25 protein-coding genes are annotated in these 22,528 nt (G+C 47.0%); 4 read left to right on the top strand and 21 right to left on the bottom strand.

Features of this window, described 5'->3' with window-relative positions:
• Nucleotides 1–92: 92 nt before the first annotated feature.
• The 5 genes from WBM30_RS03025 to WBM30_RS03045 all read right to left on the bottom strand — a co-directional run bounded on the left by WBM30_RS03025 (nt 93) and on the right by WBM30_RS03045 (nt 4,562).
• Nucleotides 93–974 carry a LysR family transcriptional regulator gene (locus tag WBM30_RS03025; protein WP_424899309.1) on the bottom strand — a complete coding sequence of 294 codons (882 nt, stop codon included), beginning with the start codon at nt 972–974 and terminating at the stop codon, nt 93–95.
• Nucleotides 975–1,123: 149 nt separating this feature from the next.
• Entirely contained in the window at nt 1,124–2,299 is a 1,176-nt protein-coding gene (locus tag WBM30_RS03030; RefSeq protein ID WP_424899310.1) for a MalY/PatB family protein, read from the bottom strand.
• On the bottom strand, nt 2,283–3,146 hold the full coding sequence (locus WBM30_RS03035; RefSeq protein WP_424899311.1) for a DUF3737 family protein: 864 nt from the start codon (nt 3,144–3,146) through the stop codon (nt 2,283–2,285). Before WBM30_RS03035 ends, WBM30_RS03030 begins: the two co-directional genes overlap by 17 nt.
• Nucleotides 3,147–3,237: 91 nt before the next feature.
• The gene (locus tag WBM30_RS03040; protein WP_424899312.1) at nt 3,238–3,651 is read right to left on the bottom strand and encodes a MerR family transcriptional regulator; all 414 of its coding nucleotides are present in this window, start codon (nt 3,649–3,651) and stop codon (nt 3,238–3,240) included.
• 35 nt (nt 3,652–3,686) lie between these two features.
• Nucleotides 3,687–4,562 carry a DUF1295 domain-containing protein gene (locus WBM30_RS03045; protein ID WP_424899313.1) on the bottom strand — a complete coding sequence of 292 codons (876 nt, stop codon included), beginning with the start codon at nt 4,560–4,562 and terminating at the stop codon, nt 3,687–3,689.
• 303 nt (nt 4,563–4,865) lie between these two features.
• Between WBM30_RS03045 and WBM30_RS03050 the strand changes: the two genes are divergently transcribed.
• Together WBM30_RS03050 and WBM30_RS03055 are read left to right on the top strand one after the other, a co-directional pair.
• Entirely contained in the window at nt 4,866–5,183 is a 318-nt protein-coding gene (locus tag WBM30_RS03050; RefSeq protein ID WP_424899314.1) for a carboxymuconolactone decarboxylase family protein, read from the top strand.
• Between the two features lie 18 nt (nt 5,184–5,201).
• Complete coding sequence (locus tag WBM30_RS03055; RefSeq protein ID WP_424899315.1) at nt 5,202–5,615, top strand: cupin domain-containing protein; 414 nt, start codon at nt 5,202–5,204, stop codon at nt 5,613–5,615.
• Nucleotides 5,616–5,899: 284 nt separating this feature from the next.
• Here the strand turns inward: WBM30_RS03055 and WBM30_RS03060 are convergent, their stop codons facing one another.
• The 12 genes from WBM30_RS03060 to WBM30_RS03115 all read right to left on the bottom strand — a co-directional run bounded on the left by WBM30_RS03060 (nt 5,900) and on the right by WBM30_RS03115 (nt 16,681).
• On the bottom strand, nt 5,900–6,931 hold the full coding sequence (locus tag WBM30_RS03060; RefSeq protein WP_424899316.1) for a hypothetical protein: 1,032 nt from the start codon (nt 6,929–6,931) through the stop codon (nt 5,900–5,902).
• 48 nt (nt 6,932–6,979) lie between these two features.
• Nucleotides 6,980–8,992, bottom strand: a complete 2,013-nt coding sequence (gene tkt / locus WBM30_RS03065) for a transketolase (protein WP_424899317.1) — start codon at nt 8,990–8,992, stop codon at nt 6,980–6,982.
• 64 nt (nt 8,993–9,056) lie between these two features.
• Nucleotides 9,057–9,899, bottom strand: a complete 843-nt coding sequence (locus WBM30_RS03070; protein WP_424899318.1) for an L-ribulose-5-phosphate 3-epimerase — start codon at nt 9,897–9,899, stop codon at nt 9,057–9,059.
• Complete coding sequence (locus WBM30_RS03075) at nt 9,874–10,602, bottom strand: L-ribulose-5-phosphate 4-epimerase (RefSeq protein ID WP_424899319.1); 729 nt, start codon at nt 10,600–10,602, stop codon at nt 9,874–9,876. Before WBM30_RS03075 ends, WBM30_RS03070 begins: the two co-directional genes overlap by 26 nt.
• Nucleotides 10,603–10,613: 11 nt before the next feature.
• A complete protein-coding gene (locus WBM30_RS03080; protein WP_424899320.1) occupies nt 10,614–10,901 on the bottom strand; it encodes a PTS sugar transporter subunit IIB in 288 nt (95 codons plus the stop codon).
• 36 nt (nt 10,902–10,937) lie between these two features.
• The gene (locus tag WBM30_RS03085; RefSeq protein WP_424899419.1) at nt 10,938–12,425 is read right to left on the bottom strand and encodes a PTS ascorbate transporter subunit IIC; all 1,488 of its coding nucleotides are present in this window, start codon (nt 12,423–12,425) and stop codon (nt 10,938–10,940) included.
• Nucleotides 12,406–12,873: a PTS sugar transporter subunit IIA gene (locus WBM30_RS03090; RefSeq protein WP_086987101.1), complete on the bottom strand. Its 468-nt coding sequence runs from the start codon at nt 12,871–12,873 to the stop codon at nt 12,406–12,408. The genes WBM30_RS03085 and WBM30_RS03090 overlap by 20 nt, the downstream gene beginning before the upstream one ends.
• A 27-nt stretch (nt 12,874–12,900) precedes the next feature.
• On the bottom strand, nt 12,901–13,965 hold the full coding sequence (gene ulaG / locus WBM30_RS03095) for an L-ascorbate 6-phosphate lactonase (RefSeq protein ID WP_086628866.1): 1,065 nt from the start codon (nt 13,963–13,965) through the stop codon (nt 12,901–12,903).
• A 321-nt stretch (nt 13,966–14,286) separates the two neighbouring features.
• Complete coding sequence (locus WBM30_RS03100; RefSeq protein WP_424899321.1) at nt 14,287–15,099, bottom strand: DeoR/GlpR family DNA-binding transcription regulator; 813 nt, start codon at nt 15,097–15,099, stop codon at nt 14,287–14,289.
• Nucleotides 15,100–15,182: 83 nt separating this feature from the next.
• Entirely contained in the window at nt 15,183–15,923 is a 741-nt protein-coding gene (locus tag WBM30_RS03105; RefSeq protein ID WP_424899322.1) for a hypothetical protein, read from the bottom strand.
• Between the two features lie 147 nt (nt 15,924–16,070).
• Complete coding sequence (locus WBM30_RS03110; RefSeq protein WP_424899323.1) at nt 16,071–16,442, bottom strand: NAD(P)-dependent oxidoreductase; 372 nt, start codon at nt 16,440–16,442, stop codon at nt 16,071–16,073.
• Nucleotides 16,421–16,681 (bottom strand): hypothetical protein, encoded by a 261-nt coding sequence (locus WBM30_RS03115; protein ID WP_424899324.1) that lies wholly within the window; start codon nt 16,679–16,681, stop codon nt 16,421–16,423. The genes WBM30_RS03110 and WBM30_RS03115 overlap by 22 nt, the downstream gene beginning before the upstream one ends.
• A gap of 210 nt (nt 16,682–16,891) precedes the next feature.
• Here WBM30_RS03115 and WBM30_RS03120 point away from each other — a divergent pair, with 210 nt between their 5' ends.
• Nucleotides 16,892–17,368, top strand: coding sequence for an RpiB/LacA/LacB family sugar-phosphate isomerase (locus WBM30_RS03120; protein ID WP_107994698.1), 477 nt, complete (start codon nt 16,892–16,894; stop codon nt 17,366–17,368).
• A 123-nt stretch (nt 17,369–17,491) separates the two neighbouring features.
• Here the strand turns inward: WBM30_RS03120 and WBM30_RS03125 are convergent, their stop codons facing one another.
• The 4 genes from WBM30_RS03125 to WBM30_RS03140 form a co-directional block, all read right to left on the bottom strand.
• Nucleotides 17,492–17,938 (bottom strand): heme-binding protein, encoded by a 447-nt coding sequence (locus WBM30_RS03125; protein WP_424899325.1) that lies wholly within the window; start codon nt 17,936–17,938, stop codon nt 17,492–17,494.
• A 68-nt stretch (nt 17,939–18,006) separates the two neighbouring features.
• Nucleotides 18,007–18,984 (bottom strand): Gfo/Idh/MocA family protein, encoded by a 978-nt coding sequence (locus WBM30_RS03130; RefSeq protein WP_424899326.1) that lies wholly within the window; start codon nt 18,982–18,984, stop codon nt 18,007–18,009.
• A 55-nt stretch (nt 18,985–19,039) separates the two neighbouring features.
• Nucleotides 19,040–20,362: a PTS sugar transporter subunit IIC gene (locus WBM30_RS03135; RefSeq protein WP_424899327.1), complete on the bottom strand. Its 1,323-nt coding sequence runs from the start codon at nt 20,360–20,362 to the stop codon at nt 19,040–19,042.
• Between the two features lie 19 nt (nt 20,363–20,381).
• Nucleotides 20,382–21,398 (bottom strand): Gfo/Idh/MocA family oxidoreductase, encoded by a 1,017-nt coding sequence (locus WBM30_RS03140; protein ID WP_424899328.1) that lies wholly within the window; start codon nt 21,396–21,398, stop codon nt 20,382–20,384.
• Nucleotides 21,399–21,670: 272 nt separating this feature from the next.
• On the opposite strand from WBM30_RS03140, the gene WBM30_RS03145 reads away from it, so the two are divergent.
• Complete coding sequence (locus WBM30_RS03145) at nt 21,671–22,528, top strand: MurR/RpiR family transcriptional regulator (RefSeq protein WP_424899329.1); 858 nt, start codon at nt 21,671–21,673, stop codon at nt 22,526–22,528.

Here is a 22,528-nt window from a genome sequence, read left to right on the forward strand (position 1 = left end):
ATCCGGTTCATCCGGACAACTGCAGACTATCTTATAGTGCTTATCTTAACGCTGTTTGGGCGCCAATACCAATAGTTTTTTCGTATCCTTAATCATGCCTTGAAGGCATTCTTTAGCTCCTCGATGAACTTCGCAACGACCGGAGGGAAAGTCTGGTATTTTTTCCAGGCGATTACGACACCCGTTTCCAATACGGGATCCAACAATCTGAAGCAAAGCGGACCGTCCTCGCTGTCCGGAATAAGCTTTTCCAGACAAAGCGCATACCCCAGGTCCGCCTCCACCATGATGGCTGCGTTATAGATCAGATTATAGCTGCCGATGATGTTCATTCGATCGAATGCGTCCCCGAACCAGTTCACCAATTCATTGCGGACAATCGATCTGCCCGCGACCAAAATCGGATAAGGCAAAAGATCATCCGGATTGATTTCCGCTTTTTGCGCAAGCGGACTGCCTTTTCTCATGAGAACGCCCCATTTTTCTTTTTGCGGAATCCTAAGGAAGTCGAACTTTTCGACGTCCACCGGTTCCGTCAACAGACAGATGTCCAGCAGCCCTTTATTGGCACGGTCCTTGATTTCGTCGGCATCCGCACTATAAAACTTGTAGGTGACCTGCGGATAATCCAGACTGAATCGCTTGATATGCTCGGCCAGCAGCCGCATAAATTGCGTTTCGCCACCACCAATCGCAATTTCACCGTTCATGAGCGGCTTTTGTTGCTTCAGCTCCTTCTCGGTCCGATTGGTCAAATCCAGGATCTCTTCCGCCCTGCGCTTCAGGAGCAGGCCTTCGCTCGTCAAAGCGATTTTCCTTTTTCCGCGTCGGAATAACTGGACGCCCAATTCCTCCTCCAGTTGCATCATCTGCCGGGACAACGTCGGCTGCGTGATGTGCAGTTTCTCGGCAGCGCTGGTGATGTTCTCCTCATAAACAACCGTCAAAAAATAATGCATGACCCTTAATTCCATAATTACCGTGCTCCATTTACTGATTATTTCGCCAGTGAAGGCGTTCACACTTCCATGATGACACAAGTACCCCAATCCGACAAGCAGGAACACCTAACAGAAAAACGCTGCAGAATCGCATCCATAGCGCGATTCTGCAGCGTTTCCCATTATCCTGAATATTCTTTTTTGTACAATTCCACGCCTTCGACGAATCGCTGAATCCCATCCTCCAGAAGCGCCTTCGGGCAGGCATAATTCCAGCGGACAAAACGCGAACCATTCCCGCCAAAGATATCCCCTTCGGAAAGGTACAATCCGGTTTTCTCTCGGATAAATGCGCACAGCTCTTTCGTGTCCTCCGTAATCGCCGCGCAATCGACCCAAGCCAGATAGGTTGCCTCAGCCTCGACCACATGAACTTCGGGTACAAGTTGCTTCAATGAACCGATCAGGAATATTCGGTTCTGTTCCAGATAGTATCGCAGTTCCTCGAGCCATTCTTCCCCTTCGTCAAAAGCCGCTTCAGCCGCTTGGATCGCGAAGGTATTGGGCTCCGCCACTTCATCCGTGTTGATCCCCCTGTCCACCAGTTTTCGGATTTCAGGATTCGGGATGACAATCGCCGCTGTCTGCAGTCCCGCGATATTAAACGCTTTCGTCGGAGCAACGCAGGTGATTGTCCGATCAGAAATTCCCTCGGAAACTGAGGCAAAAGGGATGTACGCATGGTCGATATGCATCAGATCACAATGGATTTCGTCGCTCACAACCAGCACATCATGCTTGATGCACAGTTCAGCGATCCATTCCAAAGTCTGCCAATCCCAAACTTTGCCGATTGGATTGTGCGGATTGCAGAAAATGAACAGAGAAGTCGTGCTCCGGGCCAGTTTTTCCTCCAGATCCGCGAAATCGATGGCATAGCTTCCATCTTCATAGTGCAGTTCGCTTGCCAAAACTTTCCGCCCGTTGTTCAGGATGGAATTGTAGAAAATGTTGTAGACCGGCGAAAGCACAACGATGTCATCGCCTATTTCCGTCATTTTCCGAACGATAGAAGAGATGGCCGGGACGACGCCTGTGCAATAGAGGATCCACTCCTTTTTCATCGTGAACTTATGCCGCCTCTGCCACCACCTGATAATGCTTTCCCGGAAACTATCCGGGACGATGTTATAGCCGAAAGCGCCTTGCTTCAGGCGTTTTTCGATGGCGTCGACAACAGCCGGCGCCGTCCCAAAGTCCATGTCCGCCACCCACATCGGCAATTCATCCGCTTTGACGTCCCACTTATAAGCGTTGGTGTTCCGTCTGTCGATGATTTGATCAAAATCGAATGGCATATTCCCGGTCCTCCGCAAGCTGGTATTTGGTGTTCTCAACGGCGATTTCCGGATCATCAAGGACCAGTTCGCCGATTTCCGTAGCGGTTATCGTGCCGCTGATCGGATTTTTGATGCTGTCGATACGGCTGTTCACTTGAATGTCTACCGTTGAATATTCGAACGCCAGATCGGTGTTGATGAGCGTGCAATTCTCCATCTTCACGTTCTCCATATAGCACATGCCCTGATTGCTCTCGATGACGCAGTCGATAAAGGTGATGTTTTTCGAATTCCAGCCCAGATATTCGCCGATGATCGTCGAATCCCTTACGACCACGTTCTCGCAGTTCCAGAAAGCGTCTTTTGAAATCAATTTGGCATGCGAAATTTCGATATTCTTGGCACCATCAAAGGCATAGTTGCCCGACAACGTAAAGTGCTCGATACGGATATTTTCGCTGTTCATCGCAAAATAATCGCCTGCTGCATTTACGTGTTTCAGCGTTATATCGCTGCAGTTCCACAACGTCTCTTGGGCATTTGGCAGCTCGACACGTTCCAGAGTGATATCGGTGGCTCTCCTGAACGTCTTGGGGGCCTGGATCATGCTGTCGGTGATGGTGATGCCATTGGTATACCAAATGCCGGAACGCGCAGTCTCCACTAAAGTGATGTCATTTGCCTGGATATTCCGCGCATACCACAATGGATATTTCCAGCGGAAGATCGTGTTGTCGAGTGCGATGTTGTTGCTTTCCTTCAAAGGGGACTCCCCGTCCGCAAAGACTGAATGGCTGATCTGCAGGTCTTTCGCTTTGAATAGGGCTCGCTCCCCGGTAAATAGCTGTTGATTTAGATGTTCCATATTTCTTGACCCCTCTCTGATACAATCAGAGCGTACACCTTAACCTTGACGTTAAGTCAAGCAATAAAAATAAGCCCACCAAGCAGCGGGCTTATTTCATGCTTTTTTCCTTCTCGGCTTCCGGTTGGGAGCTGGAGTCCCCTGCTTCCCCTTGAAGGCGATTTTCATAGAAATCGATTTTGTTTTCGATCACTTCAAGATTGTGCATCAAGGCTTGGATGTCTTTTCCCAACAAACGCCGTCGCTTCTCCAAGAGTTGCATACGTTCCAGCATCGTCGCATCCCCTTCGGAACGCCAAATGGTGTACTGCTTCAGTTCCGCCATCGACATACCGGTGCCTTTCAGATGCAAGAGAAAAGTCACCCATTTCAAATCCTGATCGGTATAGACGCGCAGGTTATTCTCATCGCGATCCGGTTTCAGCAGACCTTCATTTTCATAGTAGCGCAGCGTCGACACAGGGAGCCCAATCATTTTCGAAAACTCTCCGATTGAATAGGACATGCTTACCACCTCCATTTATTACGCATACTATAGCACTATTTTTTAGTGAAAGGAAAAAGCATTGGAACTCTTTTGGTGTATTCTTTCCATCCATCGTATTTCTCCATATTTTTCTCCAGTAATGGCGTTGATACTTTGATTAATACGGTACTCATTAAAATAGGCGAGATGATTAATAACAGATAATAATAAGGGTTGATGGAATCCGTAAAGAATAACGTAATGCCACTCGCATACAATCCGATCCAAATTAAAATCTCGCCAAAATAGTTTGGATGACGTGTGACTGACCATAATCCTGATTGCAGAAGTGTGCGTGTTTTTTTATTGATGTGTCGTCTTAGTTGTTCATCACCGACCACTTCAAAGAACAGTCCTACCAGCGCAATGAATAATGCAGCATAAACGAAATAGCTGTGAGCTGAATCAAAACTAAATTCGTTGTATTTGATTACCACATAGCTTGCAGATCCAACGATAAAGTTAATGATACCTTGAACCACAAACACTCTAAAAAAGGCGGTGACGACTACTTTTTCACCCCACTCTTTACGCCACTGTGCGTATCTGAAATCTTCGGGTTTCCCATAATTTCTTTTTAATAAACGGAATGATAACCTAAGGCCCCAAACACTAATAAATCCAACAATAGCATACGATAAAACTGTGGGATCTTCAGTCACAAGCAGTGTAAGCCAGCTCCCCACAACAAACCCTATCCCCCAACCAATATCGACAATTGAATTGTTTTTAATTACTGTTGCGATAATAAAGATGATCGTAAAGTAAACAAAGGTAAAAATTAATGGAATAATTAGTCCGTCCAAACCAAAATTCGTGAATCCTTGTGTCGCTATTGCTAACGTCGCTATAAATAATAACGTATAAATTACAATTCTTTTCTTATCCATATTCCACCTCTTTCAATTTTCCATCCATCTCAACATACCCAAAAAAAGTAAAAAAATTTAGCTAGTTCTATCAATAAGATATAACACTCTCATTATACACTAATATATAATAAGCAATCGAATCAAAGCTTTTAATGAAGCCTGAATTTATTATCCTTTTCAGAGAATGCTCAAATTGAATAGACCATGCGCTTCCCCCAAATTCTCTAAAGGTAGAACAGCACAAAAATGTTGAGCTGGCCCTTGACTTAAAGTGCACTCTAGGGAGTATGCTGAATGTAATATTCCTAAGGAGATGATTTTATGGCAAAAGTAACTGCAGGAAGAGATTTATTAGGCGATTTTGCGCCAAAATTTGCTGAATTGAATGACGATGTCCTATTCGGGCAAGTCTGGTCGCGGGAAAAGGAATTCGCGCAGCGCGATCGTTCCATCGTCACCGTCACAGCATTGATCACAGGCGGAAACTTCGAGCAGCTTCCGTTCCACTTGAACAAAGCGAAAGAAAACGGCATTACAAAAGAGGAGATTGTGGAAATCATCACCCAGCTTGCGTTCTATGTCGGCTGGCCGAAAGCCTGGTCCGCATTCAATATCGCAAAAGAAATATACAAAGATTAATTCACAGGAGGAAAAAATATGTCCAAAAACGAAGAAGTAAAAAAAGGCGTCATCTTCCCGATCGGAGATGAAAATACAGCTTACGCGCAGTACTTTGTCGGCCAAAGCTATTATAATGCACTGGTTGCCGATCCCGAAGTGGCTGTCGGCGTCGGCAATGTGACCTTTGAACCAGGTTGCCGCAACAACTGGCATATCCATCACGACGGCTATCAAATCCTGTTGGTCACCGGCGGAGAGGGCTGGTATCAGGAAGACGGCAAGCCTGCCCAATCATTGAAGCCTGGCGATGTCATCGTTACGCATGACGGTGTGAAACACTGGCACGGTGCCGCCAAGGACAGCTGGTTCGAGCACATCGCCATCACTGCCGGAAAACCTGAATGGCTGGAAGCTGTTTCCGAAGAGTTGTATGAGGGACTTCACCAATAATTGCAAAAAAAAGAATTTCCGGCCTTGGAATTGGGGCCGGACATTCTTTTTTTGATTGTATTGTATTAGTGAAAAAGATTTGCGGTGGCCGCTCGTCGGAGGAAATTTAGGTTGCCGGACCTCCAGCTCCGGAGAGGCGGCTACCCGCCGGAGGACACCGATCAGAACTAACCACACCTCCTGCGAAGCGGACCTCGCCGGAGATCACAACCAATAATGTTGGCCGAACTTCGGCGAAGCCTCCGTTCACCGTAGGAGAACGCTACAGTCAGATTCCCGTCAAATCAATCTTCCACTATGTAGATCGCTGCTTCGTTGCCGGTATGGTTGGCGGCTACGATGATGTCCCGATCCGCCTCATTCACAACCATGATATTGGATGGGCCGCAGCCTTTGTCGACTATTTCGGTTTTAAACTCGCCATCCACATATTGAATGTAGAACAGGTCGCAGTTTTCGCGTCGGATGCCGCCAACAAAACTTGGGACGCCTCTAAGCGTCGTGCCCACCAATGTATGGGCGAAATCGATTTTATGCGGATATTCATAGACCGCTTCGTAGCCATTCTCCGTGTTCTTGTAGATTTTGATGCTGTCGCCATGGAAAGGTTCAATCGTGATCATTTCTTTCGCGCCATCCGAGTCGATGTCGAAAAGGGCAACTTCGCCTATTGGAGTGTCTAAAATCTGCTCGATTTCCCATTCTTTATCGGCAAAAGGCGTCACTTTGATGATCCCTTGATCGCTGGTGAAGTAGCCGACCGGTTTGTCGCCTTCATAATCTTTGTAGTAACCATGGTTGCGGAAATAGCCTTTCCCTAAAACCTTCAGCTCGACGCCCTCGGTAGGATCTTCCGGCAGAACACCATAATAAATGCTGCCCGATCTCGACCAATCGTCTTTGAAATCCTTGTCATCCGCTATCGTGGCGCCGACAAAGTAGTTCACGCCATCCACAGCATAGATGTCGAAACGGTGCAGATACGGCAGATACAGCACGTCCTTGATTTCCCAGCCAGTTTCGGAATCATACTTACCCCAGACAACTTTCGCTTTGCTTGGGCTGACCTTCAGGTAAAAATCGACGATGGCCAAAAATTCATTGTTTTTGTTCGGGATAGGGATGATGGACATGCAGCCACCGCCCTTTTCCCAAACGGTTTCCCTTTTTTCGAAGTCTCTGCCTGAATACATGTAGCAAGGGTAGCCTTCCTCTTCGCTCGCGATCAACGCGCAAGTTTCGCCCCCGATCGTGATGTAGCTGGCGCAATAGCTTCTATACATATCATCCAATTTTTTCTTGGTTATCTTCATCATTTTTGCTCCCTTCATCATTAGCCCCGCAAAGTTGCAGCAGGATTCCGTTTAATTTACGAACTTCGCTTGATAGGCCGTAACCACTTTTTCGGTCGTAAAGCCGAACTCAGCCATCACCGTGTTCCCGTTTCCGCTTGCGCCGTAAGTATCGATGCCGTAAGCCAATCCGTCCAAGCCAACATAGCGTTCCCAGCCGAAGGTCGCGCCCATTTCGATGGACATGCGGTTGCGGACTGCGCCAGGTAGGACAGTTTCTTTATAGGCCGCATCTTGGGCTTCGAACAGATCGAAACTCGGCATGGAGACAACCGACACGTCCACTCCCGCTTCACGCAATCGTTTTTGCGCTTCCACTGCCATGTTCACTTCCGAACCGGTTGCGATCAGGATGCCGGTAGGCGTTTCACCTTGTTGCGGCGAAAGCACGTAAGCGCCCTTCTTCACGCCTTCGCGGGCCATTTCTTTTGTGCCTTCCAAAACAGGCAAGTTTTGGCGCGTCAGCACCAACATCGTTGGTTTGTCTGCTGAAGACACAGCGATTTCCCATGCTGCACTGACTTCATTGCCGTCAGCCGGACGCAGAACTGTCAAGTTCGGCATGCCGCGGTAGCTGGACAAGTGTTCCACTGGCTCATGCGTCGGGCCGTCTTCGCCGACTGCGATTGAGTCATGCGTCATCACGTAAGTGGCAGGCAAGTGCGAAATGGCTGCCAAACGCATCGCTGGGCGCAGATAGTCCGTGAAGACGAAGAATGTCCCTGCATACGTTCTCGTTCCGCCATGCAGAACGATGCCGTTCATGATAGCGGCCATCGCGAATTCGCGCACACCGTACCAGATATTTCTTCCTGCATAGTTGCCCGGCTCAAAATCGGATGCGCCTTTGATCATTGTGTTGTTTGAAGAAGATAAGTCCGCAGACCCGCCCCAGAAGTAAGGTACAACTTCACTCAATGCTTGGATCGATTCCGCACTGGTCACCCGGCTTGCTTTGGCTGCGCTGCCCACTTCATAAGTCGGCAGTTTGTCTTGCCAGCCTTCAGGTAATTCCCCTGCCATCGCCGTTTCGAATGTGTGAGCCAGCTCCGGATAAGCCGCTTTGTAGTCGTTGAACATCGCTGTCCAAGCCGCTTCCGCTTTTTGGCCTTCTGCAACCGTTGTTTCATCGAAACGGGCTGCCACTTCAGCAGGCACACAGAAAGCTTCGTCCGCACAGCCATAAGCCGCTTTCGCGAAGGCGACGCCTTCCGCTCCCAACGGAGCACCATGGACTTTATGCGTTCCTGCATCAGGAGCACCAAAACCGATGATCGTTTTGATTTCGATCAAAGTCGGTTTTTCGGTTTCTGCTTTTGCTTCTTCGATGGCTTTGGAGATGGCTTCCAGATCATTACCGTCTTTTACTAAGATATGTTGCCAGCCGTACGCTTCAAAACGGGCAGCAACGTCTTCCGTGAAGGATTTTGAAGTCGGACCATCCAAGGAGATATCATTGGAATCATACAGACCGATCAGTTTGCCCAATTTCAGATGGCCTGCCAAGCTGGCTGCTTCATGGGAGATGCCTTCCATCAGATCGCCGTCGCCGTTCAGGAAGTAGGTATAGTGATCCACAACCGGAAAATTCTCTTTGTTGTAAGTAGCGGCCAAATGCGCTTCCGCCATCGCGAAACCGACCGCATTGGCGATCCCTTGGCCCAAAGGACCGGTCGTCGCTTCCACGCCGTCCGTGTCGTGCACTTCCGGGTGTCCAGGTGTCTTGCTGCCGAATTGACGGAAGTTCTTCACGTCATCCATGCTCACAGCGAAGCCGGATAAGTGCAACAAGCTGTACAACAATGATGACCCGTGACCAGCAGATAGGACGAAACGATCACGGTCTACCCATTTACTGTTTTTAGGATTGACTTTCAAATGCTTTGTCCATAAAGCATAGGCCATTGGCGCGGCTCCCATCGGTAACCCGGGATGCCCTGAATTTGCTTTCTGTACAGCTTCAATGCTGAGTGTGCGTACGGTATTTACCGCTAACTCGTCGATTTGATCAAATGTATTTTGCATATTTCCATTTATCCTCTCTTCCTAAAAAATGGTTGAAGGTCATTTGACCTTCAACCAAACTTAATTAATGGCCAACTTGTTGAAATTTCCCTCTTAAGAAAGTGTGGGCGAACTGGATATCTTCCAGCCAATTTTCTTGCCCGGTATACCAGAATTCGGCAACAAAGCGGCGGACGCCTTCTTTCCACATCGTTTTGATCGTTTCCTCGAAAGAAACATGTCCCGTACCGAAGGGGATTTCACGGAAATGACCCGGGATTGTTTCCTTCAGATGCGCTGCAACCATATGCCCCCTGCCCGTTTGGATATCTTCATAGACAGAGTTCATGCAGGACAAGGAAGCATTCTTCAAGTTCCCTGTGTCCGGATAGACTTGCAGATACGGCGATTGGATGATATCCACATATTCCATCGCCTTCTCCACGGTGTTCATGAACGGCGTTTCCATCGTCTCGAACCCCAACAGTATTCCTTTTTTGCTTGCCATATCGACAGCTTTCTGCAGATTTTCGATGAAGTATTCTTTTGTCTGCTGATCACCATCTTCATAATAGACATCGTAGCCTGCCAATTGGATGATGCGGATTCCTAAATCATCCGCCAGATCGATGGCTTTTTCCATGATCTCCAAGCTTTTTTCACGGATGAGCGGATCATGCGAACCTAGCGGATATTTCCGATGGCCGCTGAGGCACATGGAGCGGATCGGCAACCCGACTTCATACATGGCGTCCAGAAGCTCTTTGCGCTCTTGTTTGCTCCATTCGATGCGTGCCAGCTTCTCGTCTGTTTCATCGACACTCATTTCCAAAAAATCATAGCCGGCATTTTTCGCAACCGTTAGCTTTTCCGTCCAGCTCAGATTGCCCGGCATCGATTTTTCATAGATTCCTAACGTGTACGTCATGTTGCTCCTCCTTAACCTGTCCGTAGTAGGCTCCCGGACCGTGTTTTCGAAGAAAATGTTTGTCCAATAGTTCCTGCTGCATACTTTCGATCCCTGGATTCATGACGCGGTTGCGCCAAGACATCATGGCAACTTCTTCCATGACGACCATATTGTGGACCGCCTCAAAGGCATCCTTCCCCCAAGCGAAGGGGCCATGGCTGTGAACCAGCACTCCAGGAACTTGATTTTCATCGATGGCCCCAAACGTTTCCACGATTACTTTTCCGGTTTCCAGTTCATATGATCCCGCGATTTCTTCACTCGTCATCCGGCGGGTGCAAGGGATCGTTCCGTAGAAGTAATCCCCTTGCGTCGTCCCGTAGGCCGGAATCGCTGCTCCCCCTTGCGCCAAAGTGGTTGCCCATGGCGAATGCGTATGGACCACACCGCCGATATCCTTGAAGTTTCTGTATAGTTCAAGATGCGTATCCAAATCTGAAGATGGTTTCAGGTTGCCTTCGACGACATTCCCGTCCATATCGACGACAACAATGTCATCAACAGTCATATCAGCATATTCAACACCGGATGGTTTGATTGCGATGATTTGTTTTTCGCGGTCTATTTCGGAAACATTGCCCCAGGTAAATTTCACCAGCCCGTATTCAGGCAACTGCAGGTTGGCTTCCAGCACTCTTTTTTTCAATTCAGTGTATGTCATGGGAGCACCGCCTATTCGCCCAAGACGATTTCGCGGACTTTTTCTTCGATCTCTTTTTCGGACAAGAGATTTTTCAAACCGATGATTTTCGTTTTGCTTTGGTCCACATTTTTGAATACGTCCAAGAGCGCGTTCGAACAAACAACCACATCGTAGCTAGGTGCCAAAGTTTTTGCCTCGGATACCGCACAGTGATGGATTTCCAAAGGAATGTTTAATTTTTTGAAGACATTCGTAATTTTCATTTTGATGATTTGGCTTGAACCCATTCCACTTCCACATGCAGCTAGTACTTTCATAATCAATTCCTCCTATTATATATCCTGCTTTTTCGGTTAGGCTGCTTCAACGCTGAATTCAGCTTTGTTTTCAGCTTCGATTTCTTCTTTGTATTGCTCATAATCTTCTGCGATCATGAAGTAGTGTTTTTTGTTTTTGCGGTATTGCAATTGCGGTATCAACAGCATCCCGATGACAAGTGCAGCGACACCGGCATAACCGCCGTATTTCATGATGACTCCGTAACCCAACCATAACGTATCCCAGTCAAAGTTACCGTGCCAGCCGCCGAATTGGGAAAGCTGGAAGATGTAGGCAGCCAAGCCGCCACCGAGAACTTGAATGACACCCGAAATGAACGGGATGATCATTGCGGCTTTCATGCCGCCTTTGTGGTTTGCGTATACAGCAAACGTTGCATTATCAAAGAATACAGGTACGAATCCAGTGATGACCAGAACCGGGCTCTTGAATACCACCAAACCGATGATCGCCAAGAATTGTCCCAAAGCTCCGAACAAGAATCCGAAAGTGACGGCATTTCCTGGTCCAAAACCATAAGTTGCCGCGCAGTCGATGGCCGGCATGGAACCAGGCAACAGTTTGTTGGAGATACCTTGGAAGGATTCCGTCAATTCTGATACGAACATACGGACACCCAGTTGTAAAATTTGCAGATAAACTGCGAAGTAAAGTGATTTTTCCAAGATGTAGAATATGTAGTTACGTTCGCCTGTATAAGTAGCATCGATGGTCATCATCAGATCTTTCCCGAGGATACCCATGATGATGCCGAAGAACAGGAACATCAGAATGCTTGTCGAAACGACGCTTTCTTTGAAGATGGAAAGGAACCCAGGCAGCGTGACATCTTCTAATTTTTTGCTGTTTTTGCTAAATTTCCCTGCAAATTTATCGGTCAACCAGACACCGAACATTTGCTGATGCCCGATGGCAAAGCCGCCGCCTTCAGTCAAATCTTGCGTTGCTTCTACGGTCAGATTAGAGAATACTGACCAATACGTTCCCAACAAAAGGCCCAACATGATGATGACGCCCGCATCCTGCAATTCAGGAAAAGCGAACAAGACTAGCCATAAAGCAGTAGAGGATTGTTGCACCATGATATGGCCGGTGATGAACACGGTCCGGACTTTAGTATATTTACGGAAAATGACTAAAACAATATTCACCATGAAAGCGATAAGTAACACGATAACCATAAGGCTGAACGAACGTCCGGCTCCTTCAATCGCTTGTTGTGCAGCTGTTTGTCCAAAATATGGATCGATTACGACTGCCGATAAGTTGAATCTTTCTTTCAAGCCTGCCAGGATTGGGCGGAAATTTCCGACCAAACCACCTGCGGCCACATTCAGTACTAGATAACCGACAGTTGCCTTGATGAATCCAGCAAGAGCATCATATACGGGTCTGCCCAGCAATAGATAGCCTACGAATACGATAATACCAAGGAAAAAAGCAGGTTGCGTTAAGATATTAACTTGAAAGAATGTCCATACACTAATTAGTAGTTCCAAGATATTCACCCTCGATTTCCATAATTTTTTCTAAATCCGCGACTGAGTTAGCTTGTATAAAGGCATCCACGACACTTTCATCAGACAGCAATGTCACTAGTGTAGATAGGTTCGCCAGGTGTTTCTCGTTGTCCGTCGATGCCAGGACGAAGAAGATGCGCGCCTCATACTCGGCTGCCGGCCCGAAGTTCACCGGCACTTTCGTACGCATAAAGCAGATAGCGGTTTCATTTACACCCTTGCCTTCTTGCGCATGCGGGATACAGATATCCGGCGCGATGACGATGTAAGGTCCGAATTCGTTGACGTTTTCGATGATATACTCGGGATAAGCGCTCTCGATGGCGCCTTCTTCGATAAGTGGTTGACAAGCAGCACGGATGCTGTCTTGCCAACTATCGAATCCCTCGTGGAAAGAATACCTTTGATTTTTGATGACTTCATCTAACATATGATCTCTCCTCTTAGGTGCTTTTTCTTATAGGAATGAAGTGAAAGGCAAATCATTTTCGACGCTGAACACATCGTCAAATCCGCGGTTGAAATTGAACTCCATTTTGTCTTTGTCATTCGGATAGACGAATTTGCCGCCGACTTGCCAGATATATGGCTTGAATCCGTATTGAAGACGATCTTTTTTGAATTTCCACAACTCGATCAGTTCTTTAGGATCCGCCTGGAAGTTCGACCAGATATCATAGTGGACCGGGATGACTACTTTCGCGTTCAAAGATTCCGCCATTCTCAGCATGTCCACTGAAGTGACCTTGTCGGTGATTCCGCGTGGGTTTTCACCGAATGCCCCTAAGCAGACATCCACTTGGTGATCGTTTCCGTGTTTTGCGAAATAGTTGCAGTAATGGGAATCGCCTGCATGATACAAGTTTCCTCCTGAAGTTTTGAACAAGTAGTTCACTGCAATCAAATCCATGTCCTGTGGCATCTTCCCTCTTAAAACTTCTCCTTCAGAAGCCGTAACCAATGCTGTGCGGTCGAATGCTTCAAGCGCGACAATCTCGATGTCTTTGATTTTGACGCTGTCTCCCGGTTTCACGACTACGCATTTCTCTTCAGGAACTCCCCAGCCGATCCAAGTATCCACAACCGCTTGCGGTCCTACGAATTTAACCGCGTCGCTCGAGTTTTTCAGAACAGCCGCTGCTGTGTTGATGTCCAAATGATCGGAATGGATATGCGTAACGACCAATGCATCCACGTTTTTCACTGCGAAAGGATCAATGACAAAAGGCTGAGCTCTCAGGTTAGGCTGCATATTTTGAACGCCGCTCATGCGTTGCATTTGGTGGCCGTCCTTCATCTTGCCGCTGCCGTGGGATTGTTTACCTGTGCCGCACCATAAGTCACAAAGGATGTTTGTCGATTCATGTGATTTCAACCAAATGCCTGTACAGCCTAGCCACCACATCGCGAATGTATTTTCAGCAACCACTGTGTCTTCGATTTCTTCATTCAGCCAAGTGCCCCATTCAGGAAAGGTACTCAATACCCAAGATTCTTTTGTAATCTCATTAACATTAGCCATTCGTCATTCTCCTTCTGCGTAATCGTTATGATCACTTCTTCTTATTATTTGTACACCGATCTTAAAACGTTCATATAATGAACATTTCTTTCGATGAAGTAATCATACAATAAAACGCTTTCAGCCGCAATAGGTCCTAAACAAACAATCTTTAGCTTATTTTTATGATCGTTTCATTGGTTATGAACGATTCAAACGCCGGATCCTTCTTTATGATCGCTTCGATGAGGGCGTGCATGCTGATTCCAATAAAAAAAAGCGACAAAACACTGCCGGAAGCCTCCCGTCGCGTTTTGTCGCCGTATTTGTATTCTATTATATTCACTCTTCGATTCTGATTTCATTCTCGCCATTGACGTTGACTTCGGTAACGTACAGTACCTTGACGCCCTTAGCTTCAATCTTCTTTATTTCCTCTTTATCCGCAGAGCGATCAGTGACCAGATGCGTGATGAGGCTGATGTCGGCGGTGGAGAAATTTTGTTCCCGGCCCACTTTGCTGCCTTCCGCCACTACGATGCGCGGCCCATTCGTCCGCTCAAGGATTAGCCTGTTGATTGCCGTTTCCGGCAAGGCATAGGTCGTGATGCCTTTTTCGTTGATACCGCCCACGCCCAGAAAACAGATATTCGCGGTCACCTTCGAGAATGTGTACAAGGCGAAATCCCCAACGAGCGATTTTTTCTTTTCGTATATTTCCCCGCCCGACAGCACAATTTCCGCTTTCGAGGACGGATTCCGAAAGATTGCCCGTCCGTTGTTCGTTATGATGGTGACATTCCGATCCGACAAGTAGTTGAGCAAGAGGAATGCAGTCGATCCCGAATTGATGAAGATCATGTCATGATCATTGACCAGAGTGGCAGCCAACTTCGCAATTTCCTGTTTTTTCGAACGATGCGGCCTGACTGCCGGATACTCTTCTTTTTGAAAAGATCCCTCCAGCAGACGGGCGCCTCCATAAAAACGCTCGATGAGGTGCTGGTCGTCAAAACTCTGTAGATCCCGTCTGACAGTGATTTCTGAAACGTCCAGCTCCTTCGCCAAATCTTCCACTAACACTACTTTCTTTTCTTGAAGGGCCTTTAAGATATGCTGTCTTCTCTTATATACAATTCCTTGACTTGACTTCATGTATTCACCCCGATCCTTTTCTTATATTGTACTTGAAACAATCGGAAAATCAAAACAAAAATCATCAAACGGACATAAAACGTTCATTTCTTGTCTTGCAACTGCATCATACGGTATTCATGGTTGATGCTGAAGTTATTGATCATCATATTAACCGTGAACATCCCCATAATAACTTGATCGACGATTACGGGAATATCTTTCAGGTGGAGCTGTGTGTTGTAAAGAACAACGAGCAGCAGCATGAACAGGAAAGTGGCGGTTATGATCATGATGAAGTAGCGTTCAAACAAGACATCCAATTTTCTCCTGAAAAGTTTGCTGAGGATAAACGTAAATACCACCGTAACAACTACCGCAAGATACAGATTTCGGGGCAACGCGGACAAGATGGCCTCGTCAGTATACAGAGCCGGGATTGTTCTGATCACGAACATCGTTGCGATAAGGGCCGATCCGTAATAGATCGTTTTGCCCAGGCTGATGACCTGCGTCGGCAGTTGATATAGGATGAAGATGAAAACAAGGCTGAGGAACATTTGCATGATCGCAATCGAGAAGATGATGCTAGCTATCACTAGATGAAAAGACACTAACCGTATTCGGTTTTGATCAAGCGCCTCCGCTTCCATACCACTGATGTTCGAAAATAAAAAGGCTGTGAGCACCAGTCCAAAAAATCCGACAAAAAGAATGCTGATGACCTCGGATGCGTCCCTTTTCTCGTCCTCCAGCAGCAAGAAAATGCCGCTGAACACAAACCCGGCAAGTATCCCGGCAAAATTCGCATAGTTGCCGCTCATAGTGGCCCAATCGACTTGCATGTCACATTCCCCCATCCGTTCAGAACAAAAATTCCGGCGCGTCAGTAAAGAATTTCTCTACAGTTCCATTATATCAGCAGACGGCGCCACAGCAAAAAAAGACCGAGCTTCTGCACTCGATCTTTTTTCAGTATTCATCATTGGGACTCAGCTGATGACGCTAGTCGGCTGATCCTGAAGGTAATTGACCAGATTATCCAAGGCGATCGCGATGGCGCGCAAGTTTGTTTCTTGCGAACCCCATGCGATATGCTGCGTGATTCTGACATTATCCAACTGGAAAAATTCGATATTTTTTGTGGCCGGTTCTTCCGAGAGGACATCCAAGCCAGCCGCATAGATTTTGCCTGATTTCAACGCCTTGGTTAAGGCCAGCTCGCCGATCTTGTCAATGATGGAATGGCCGATCCACTGGGTGCATTGCCCTTGCAGAAGGTAATTCAGCTCCTGGAATTCATGCGAATGGGTGGGCATGGCAAAATAGCGGGCATGCCGGTTCATGAATATTTGATGGTCCACAAAAAATCCTCATCAGATAAATGAAAATCAAGCAGTTTTCCGGCCATTGCCGCTTGATTTTGGAATTTAGCGGTTACCTGTTCAGCCGTCATGGTTTTCATTTCAGCTTCAAGCGGCGTTTCTTTCAGCAAGGTTCCCCGAACATCTCGTGCTGCGGACATTTTTTTCAATAAACAGTAGGCCTCAACGACCATCTCTGCAGTTATTCCAGTATAAAATAATTTTGACAGCTGATTCAATGACAGGTCCTGCTGTTCTTCATAAGTATACGCTCACTATAATCAAAATCAATCTATAAAACTACATCAAAATCATATGAAAAAATGCTCTAAATGCAGATTGTTCTTTTACCCAAATTATCGCAGTGCCTTGATCTGTAAACTCAGTCTGTACTACTCTCGCCATTTGGCTTATACTTTTGATTAATGACAGATAATGGAGGGATTTAAATGAAAATTGCCGTTTCCAGCGACCATGCCGGCTTCGCATTGAAAGAAGAAGTCAAAGCTTTACTTGAAAAGGAAGGCCATGAAGTGCTCGACTTCGGACCTTACAACGAAGAACCTTGTGACCTGTCCGATTATGTTTACCCTGCCTCACTGGCTGTGGCGGAAGGAAAAGCCGACCGCGGTATCTTTGTGGATGGCGTCGGTTACGGCAGTGCCATGATCGCCAACAAAATCTACGGCGTCTATGCAGCGGTCTGCCAGGATCCTTTCTGCGCGAAACTGGCGCGTTCCCACTCCGACACGAATGTCCTCTGCCTTGGCGGAAAAATCATTGGTTCGGCATTGGCGCTTGAAATCGTGACGGCTTGGATGACGACCGATTACCTCAGCGATATCGAAAGATACACCAACCGCGTCGACAAAGTGAAAAAGATTGCCGAAAAGCATCTGAAAAGATTGGATGAAATCCAAGACTAGTCATTGACGAGTTGAATTCCCGCTATTCAAAGAAAAAATGTTTAATTAAAAATAGACCGCGCCAAAATGGATTCCAATTTGGTGCGGTCTTCTTGTTTATTATATAATCCGTCAGCAATGGTCTTACTGGTGCGCCGTCAACACTTCCTCCATCGATTCGGCGATCAATCTGTGGTCCTCCAGATGTTCCAAGCCGGAAACGCAGATGACACCTGTGACCTGTCCACCTTCGATGATTGGGAAACCTCCGCCGCAGATGGCGTATTCTTCGCTGCTCTCCCACTCCTTGTATTCCGGCACCTCATCCATAAACAGGTAGGTATAGAGCGAACTGTGCCCGCTGTCCAACACGGTTTTTTCCTTCCGGTTCAGCCAAGGGCTCTCTTTTCTGCCGTCCATCAAATAATGCAGGATCAATAAATCGTTGTGAACGACCCGTATGCCGACAGGCTTTCCGGCTAGTCCCTTGACTTTTTTGATGATGCGCTGCGCGATTTCCAAGCCCATATCATGCGTAAATGCCCCAAATTGCAGCGTCTGTTCCTGTTTCAATAGCTCGACTTTATCCATTAGGCATGTACCTTTCCATTAATGGGGCCGCCTCATTTCGAGACAGCCCCATCCTTTTATTTATTCTATCAACCCAGAACGATTCCGGCTCCTGCCAGAGCTTCTTCGGCAATTTCCATCACGACTTGGCTTTGCTCAAGCATATCCTTGGCTTTCGCAAAATCTTTTGCTTTGATCATGCGCGCAAATTCGCAGAATTCTTCGTACATCCGGTGCGGATGTACCTTTTTGTCCACTGCTTGGCTCTCCTGGCCGTTTAGGTTCACCACAAAAGAATCGCAGAGATTTGGCGGGCCATTCAGTACAACGGAGCCTTTATCGCCCTGAATCATGGATCTTATCGGAGCTGCTGAATCCTTCGCGCCGATGCAGACGACTTTGCAACCTGGGTAATCCAACAGCAGAATTCCGGAAGTGTCGATTCCTCGCTCGACATTCGCAAGGTATTTAACCGAGTCGGGTTTCCCCAGAATCCCGACGACAAAATGGATATTGTAGATATTGATGTCCATCAAGGCGCCGCCGCCTGCTTTCGGACTGAAGGCGGGCAAAACTTCTCCGTTTTTGAAGGCATCGTATCGAGAAGAATACTGGGAATAGTTGCATTCGATTATCTTCAGATCCCCCAATTGAGGGATCTGCTCCTTGATCGCCAGATAGTTGGACAAGTATCTTGTCGTGATCGCTTCGACCAGGATCAGCTTTTTGCTTTCGGCCAGTTCCTTCAGTTCGATCAATTCAGCTGACTTGATCGTGAATGGTTTTTCGCAGATCACATGTTTTCCGTTCTCCAATGCTTGCTTCGTGAATGTGTAGTGCAGATGATTAGGTAGTCCCACATAGATGGTGTCGCACTCCGGATCGTTCAGGACTTCTTGGTAGTCCGTATATACTTTCCCGATGCCGTATGTGTTTGCCAGGCCCTCCATTTTCGCGCGTTCCGCTTCGATGCCGAACATGCTGACCAATTCCGTATCCGGCAAGTCCTTCGCCATCGTCAGAAAATCCATGACGATTTGTCCTGATCCTAGTATTGCAAGCTTCATAATGTATGACCCCTTTTTCGATTCTTTGTATTCCAATTAATTTTTTATTGAATTTCTATGCCTCGACAGCTTCCATTTGATGCTGTTGCTCTTCCTCATTTTCCAGTTCCTGTTTGACCGCCAAATTGTCCGCAATTTTGAAGAATGGGAAGTAGATTGCAGCCGAAAGAGCGATCTGCGCGATATTCAGCACTGCACCTCTCCAACCCGAAACCAGGAAGCCTGAAATGACCGGTGGAGTGGTCCATGGGATATTCACACCATTTGTATAAGGTACGAGCCCCGTACTCATGGAGAAATAAGCAACGGTACTCAAGACGAGCGGCGTCAATAGGAATGGCACGATCATGATTGGGTTCAGGACGATCGGCATGCCGAAAATGATTGATTCATTGATCGTAAAGATTTCCGGTCCGATCGACAATTTACCCAAGGCTCTGAATTGCTTTGATTTGGCCGCGAATAAGAGCAACAAGCAGAGACCGAATGTGGCACCCGAGCCGCCGACTTTGACGAAATTGCTGTAGAATTGATAGTTTACGATATTTGGGATGGTCTGTCCTGCTGCCACTGCTGCAGCATTTTCGGCAGTCAGCGTCAACCAGATCGGTTGCATTACGCTGCCGATGATATTTGAACCATGCAAACCGAATGACCAGAGGACACCTTCAATGATAAGCACTACAATGGTCGCAGGTAACGTGCTGCCTAAAGCTGTCAATGGTGTCTGCAGGTTATTGAATATGAACGTCTGTACGTCGCCATAGCTAGTCTGCTCAAAGCCGATGCGCACGAAGTTGAAGAAAATGATGACCAACGCAACCGGAATCAAGGATGAAAAGGACTTCGATACGTTTTGCGGAACCGAATCGGGCATTTTGATTTGCCAGCCCATTTTTTCGGTAAAACGCATGATTTCGATTGCGATGATCGAGATCAAAATTCCGACGAACAATCCGGCAGCACCCAGGTTCCCCAACGGAATCCCGATTCCCAGGCCTTCCTCAGCGAAAGCGTGCATCGGTGTGACGACGAAAAAGGATGCCAATGCCGCAAAGGTGCCGGCCATAGTGTCCAAACCGTAAGATTTAGCTAATTCATTCCCTATCCCGATCACAACATAGAGGGTCATCATGGCCATGGAAATGTTATTCGGGATCGTGAACATCCGTTGCCAATCATCCCCGAACGTACTCAGCATGAAATCGGTATAAGCTGTAATCGGTAGATATGCCAATAAGATAAAGAAGGAACCGATGATCAAAAGCGGCATTGCTGCCATAAAGCTGTTCTTCACCGCGCTCAAGTAGCGGTTTTGTTCCAGTTTCACTGCTATCGGAGTCAATTTTTCCTCAAGGACATTTAATAAGTTTTCCATTTTTTAATACCTCCTGTAATTATTCCTGCATTGTGTTGATGCCTTCTTCAAGAATTTCAATTTGGCGGATGGTCTCTTCATCTTTGACGATTTTTTCTTTCCCGTTCACGATCGACTCATAGACGCCGGCATAGATCCGGCCATAGTCCCCAACTTCGGAAACGACTTTTTCTTCGTGGTAACGGCCCGCGTCATCCATATAAGTGAGGACACCGTAATGTTCCGGCAAATCAATCCCGAAATCAGCATTTATCGGCATATGGAATACTTTCAAATGCTCCTCTTGACGGTCTTTGGTCTGCTTGACGAATGAGCCCTTTTTGCCGGTGACAATGAAGCTAGGACGTTCCTTCAGGCGGAAGTAGCTGGATTTGACGGATACTTTTTTGGTCGGATAGAAGAGGTCCAAATCGAAGTAATCATTGAAGCGGCCTTTGCCCAAAAGCTGTCTCACATCGTACGTGATCCGTTCCGGATTGCCGAAGTAGGAAAGGACCTGGTCGATTGTATGGCAGCCGTGACCGTACAAGTAGCTGTTGACCTTCGAAAAGCTTGTGATCGACTCCGGAATTTCCGGTCTGAAGTAGTCGTAGTGCATTTCGACTTCCAGAATATCCCCCAGAACGCCACTCTCGATCACTTTTTGGACCGTCAGGAAATCCGAGTCGAATCTGCGGTTTTGGTAGCATTGGATAAAGAGATTCTTTTCTTTCGCCAAGGCGAACAGTTCTTTGGCTTCTGCGGATGTGTTCGTGAACGGTTTTTCAACCAGCGCGTTCTTGCCTTTTTCCAAGGCCATTTTGCCGTACTGATAGTGGAAGGCCGATGGTGTGCAGACTACGACCAACTGGATTGCATCATCGTTCCAGATATCCTCAATGTTCTCTGTGTAAAGGACACCGGGTACTTTTTCCCAAGCATTGTCTTGTACCGGAGAAAAAATCGTCTTGATGCGGATGTTTTCGTTTTTCAGGGAAAATGGCATGTGATAACGGTGGGCGCTTTTCCCGCCGCCGATATAAGCGATAGTTAACATAAAATAATTCCTCCATTTCTCTTGCATGGCCTCATTATAGGGAATACCAACCTCCACGAAAACGCTTTTACGTCAGACGGGACCTGCTGTTCAACGCAACTTCGCTTTGCTTGTAAAACACTGAACATAATGTTCAGCGCACATGCGAATATCCTTTAAAATTCACTGTTCGCAGTTGCCTTTTCCAGGTTTATTGCTTATATTGAAGGAAATGCCGGATCGGACAAGTGGGTCGAATCGTTGCTGGATACGTTATATATGGAGGGAATAGGATGAGTTTGCTGAAAAAATTGAAATTGAAAGAAAGTTTTACGGACACTGAGCATAGAATCGCTGATTATATTTTGACAAACTTGGATGATGTGCCCGATATGGTGATCCAGCAGCTTGCAGAAAATACGTTCACTTCCCATTCAGCAATCATCCGGCTGAGCCAGAAACTGGGCTTTTCAGGCTATCGGAGCTTCAAGGTGGCGCTGATCCATGAAATCCAAAGCAGCAAACATACGCCGACAAACGTCGATCCCAACTTCCCTTTCCTGCCGATGGACGGTTCGATGGACATCGCCAAAAAAATGGCCGACCTGACAATCGAAACAATCAGAAAAACCTTGGTGAAACTGGAAAAGGACAAACTGAACAAAGCGGCTGATCTGCTGCAAAAGGCGGATAAGATCTTTCTTTTCGGGACGGGCGATTCCCAGATCCGCGCCCGCAGCTACCAGAACAAACTCATCAAAATCAACAAACATCTGGTGATTGCCGACGAATATGGGGAGTCCGCCTGGAATGCCATGAGCATGGGCAAAGCCGATTGTGCTATGTTCATCAGCTACGGTGGCAATTCAGCAACCCACAGAAAAATCATAAGATACCTGAATTCCATGAAGATCCCCTGCATCCTGCTGACGGCAAATACGGATCAACCAACGAGCAAGCTGTACGACCTAGTGATCGAGGTGCCTTATGATGAGTTCGACTTCTTCAAAGTCGGTACCTTCTCATCGCAGATATCCTTTGAGTACATACTGAATACGTTGTTTTCGATCCTCTACGCGCGCGAATACACAAAAAATCTCAATAGCCTCAAGCGCAAAACAGAAGCGGCGAAGAAATGGGAACTGCTATAG

Source organism: Trichococcus sp., from assembly GCF_049684335.1.
Lineage (GTDB): Bacteria > Bacillota > Bacilli > Lactobacillales > Aerococcaceae > Trichococcus.

Excerpts from the sequence above, each read along its gene's own strand:
- WBM30_RS03120 (WP_107994698.1), top strand. The coding sequence starts at position 16,892 with ATGAAAATTGCCGTTTCCAGCGACCATGCCGGCTTCGCATTGAAAGAA.
- WBM30_RS03140 (WP_424899328.1), bottom strand. The coding sequence starts at position 21,398 with ATGTTAACTATCGCTTATATCGGCGGCGGGAAAAGCGCCCACCGTTAT.
- tkt (WP_424899317.1), bottom strand. The coding sequence starts at position 8,992 with ATGCAAAATACATTTGATCAAATCGACGAGTTAGCGGTAAATACCGTA.
- WBM30_RS03100 (WP_424899321.1), bottom strand. The coding sequence starts at position 15,099 with ATGAAGTCAAGTCAAGGAATTGTATATAAGAGAAGACAGCATATCTTA.
- WBM30_RS03075 (WP_424899319.1), bottom strand. The coding sequence starts at position 10,602 with ATGACATACACTGAATTGAAAAAAAGAGTGCTGGAAGCCAACCTGCAG.
- WBM30_RS03080 (WP_424899320.1), bottom strand. The coding sequence starts at position 10,901 with ATGAAAGTACTAGCTGCATGTGGAAGTGGAATGGGTTCAAGCCAAATC.
- WBM30_RS03030 (WP_424899310.1), bottom strand. The coding sequence starts at position 2,299 with ATGCCATTCGATTTTGATCAAATCATCGACAGACGGAACACCAACGCT.
- WBM30_RS03035 (WP_424899311.1), bottom strand. The coding sequence starts at position 3,146 with ATGGAACATCTAAATCAACAGCTATTTACCGGGGAGCGAGCCCTATTC.
- WBM30_RS03025 (WP_424899309.1), bottom strand. The coding sequence starts at position 974 with ATGGAATTAAGGGTCATGCATTATTTTTTGACGGTTGTTTATGAGGAG.
- WBM30_RS03135 (WP_424899327.1), bottom strand. The coding sequence starts at position 20,362 with ATGGAAAACTTATTAAATGTCCTTGAGGAAAAATTGACTCCGATAGCA.
- WBM30_RS03090 (WP_086987101.1), bottom strand. The coding sequence starts at position 12,873 with ATGTTAGATGAAGTCATCAAAAATCAAAGGTATTCTTTCCACGAGGGA.
- WBM30_RS03040 (WP_424899312.1), bottom strand. The coding sequence starts at position 3,651 with ATGTCCTATTCAATCGGAGAGTTTTCGAAAATGATTGGGCTCCCTGTG.
- WBM30_RS03050 (WP_424899314.1), top strand. The coding sequence starts at position 4,866 with ATGGCAAAAGTAACTGCAGGAAGAGATTTATTAGGCGATTTTGCGCCA.
- WBM30_RS03070 (WP_424899318.1), bottom strand. The coding sequence starts at position 9,899 with ATGACGTACACGTTAGGAATCTATGAAAAATCGATGCCGGGCAATCTG.
- WBM30_RS03130 (WP_424899326.1), bottom strand. The coding sequence starts at position 18,984 with ATGAAGCTTGCAATACTAGGATCAGGACAAATCGTCATGGATTTTCTG.
- ulaG (WP_086628866.1), bottom strand. The coding sequence starts at position 13,965 with ATGGCTAATGTTAATGAGATTACAAAAGAATCTTGGGTATTGAGTACC.
- WBM30_RS03125 (WP_424899325.1), bottom strand. The coding sequence starts at position 17,938 with ATGGATAAAGTCGAGCTATTGAAACAGGAACAGACGCTGCAATTTGGG.
- WBM30_RS03105 (WP_424899322.1), bottom strand. The coding sequence starts at position 15,923 with ATGCAAGTCGATTGGGCCACTATGAGCGGCAACTATGCGAATTTTGCC.
- WBM30_RS03060 (WP_424899316.1), bottom strand. The coding sequence starts at position 6,931 with ATGATGAAGATAACCAAGAAAAAATTGGATGATATGTATAGAAGCTAT.
- WBM30_RS03145 (WP_424899329.1), top strand. The coding sequence starts at position 21,671 with ATGAGTTTGCTGAAAAAATTGAAATTGAAAGAAAGTTTTACGGACACT.
- WBM30_RS03045 (WP_424899313.1), bottom strand. The coding sequence starts at position 4,562 with ATGGATAAGAAAAGAATTGTAATTTATACGTTATTATTTATAGCGACG.
- WBM30_RS03055 (WP_424899315.1), top strand. The coding sequence starts at position 5,202 with ATGTCCAAAAACGAAGAAGTAAAAAAAGGCGTCATCTTCCCGATCGGA.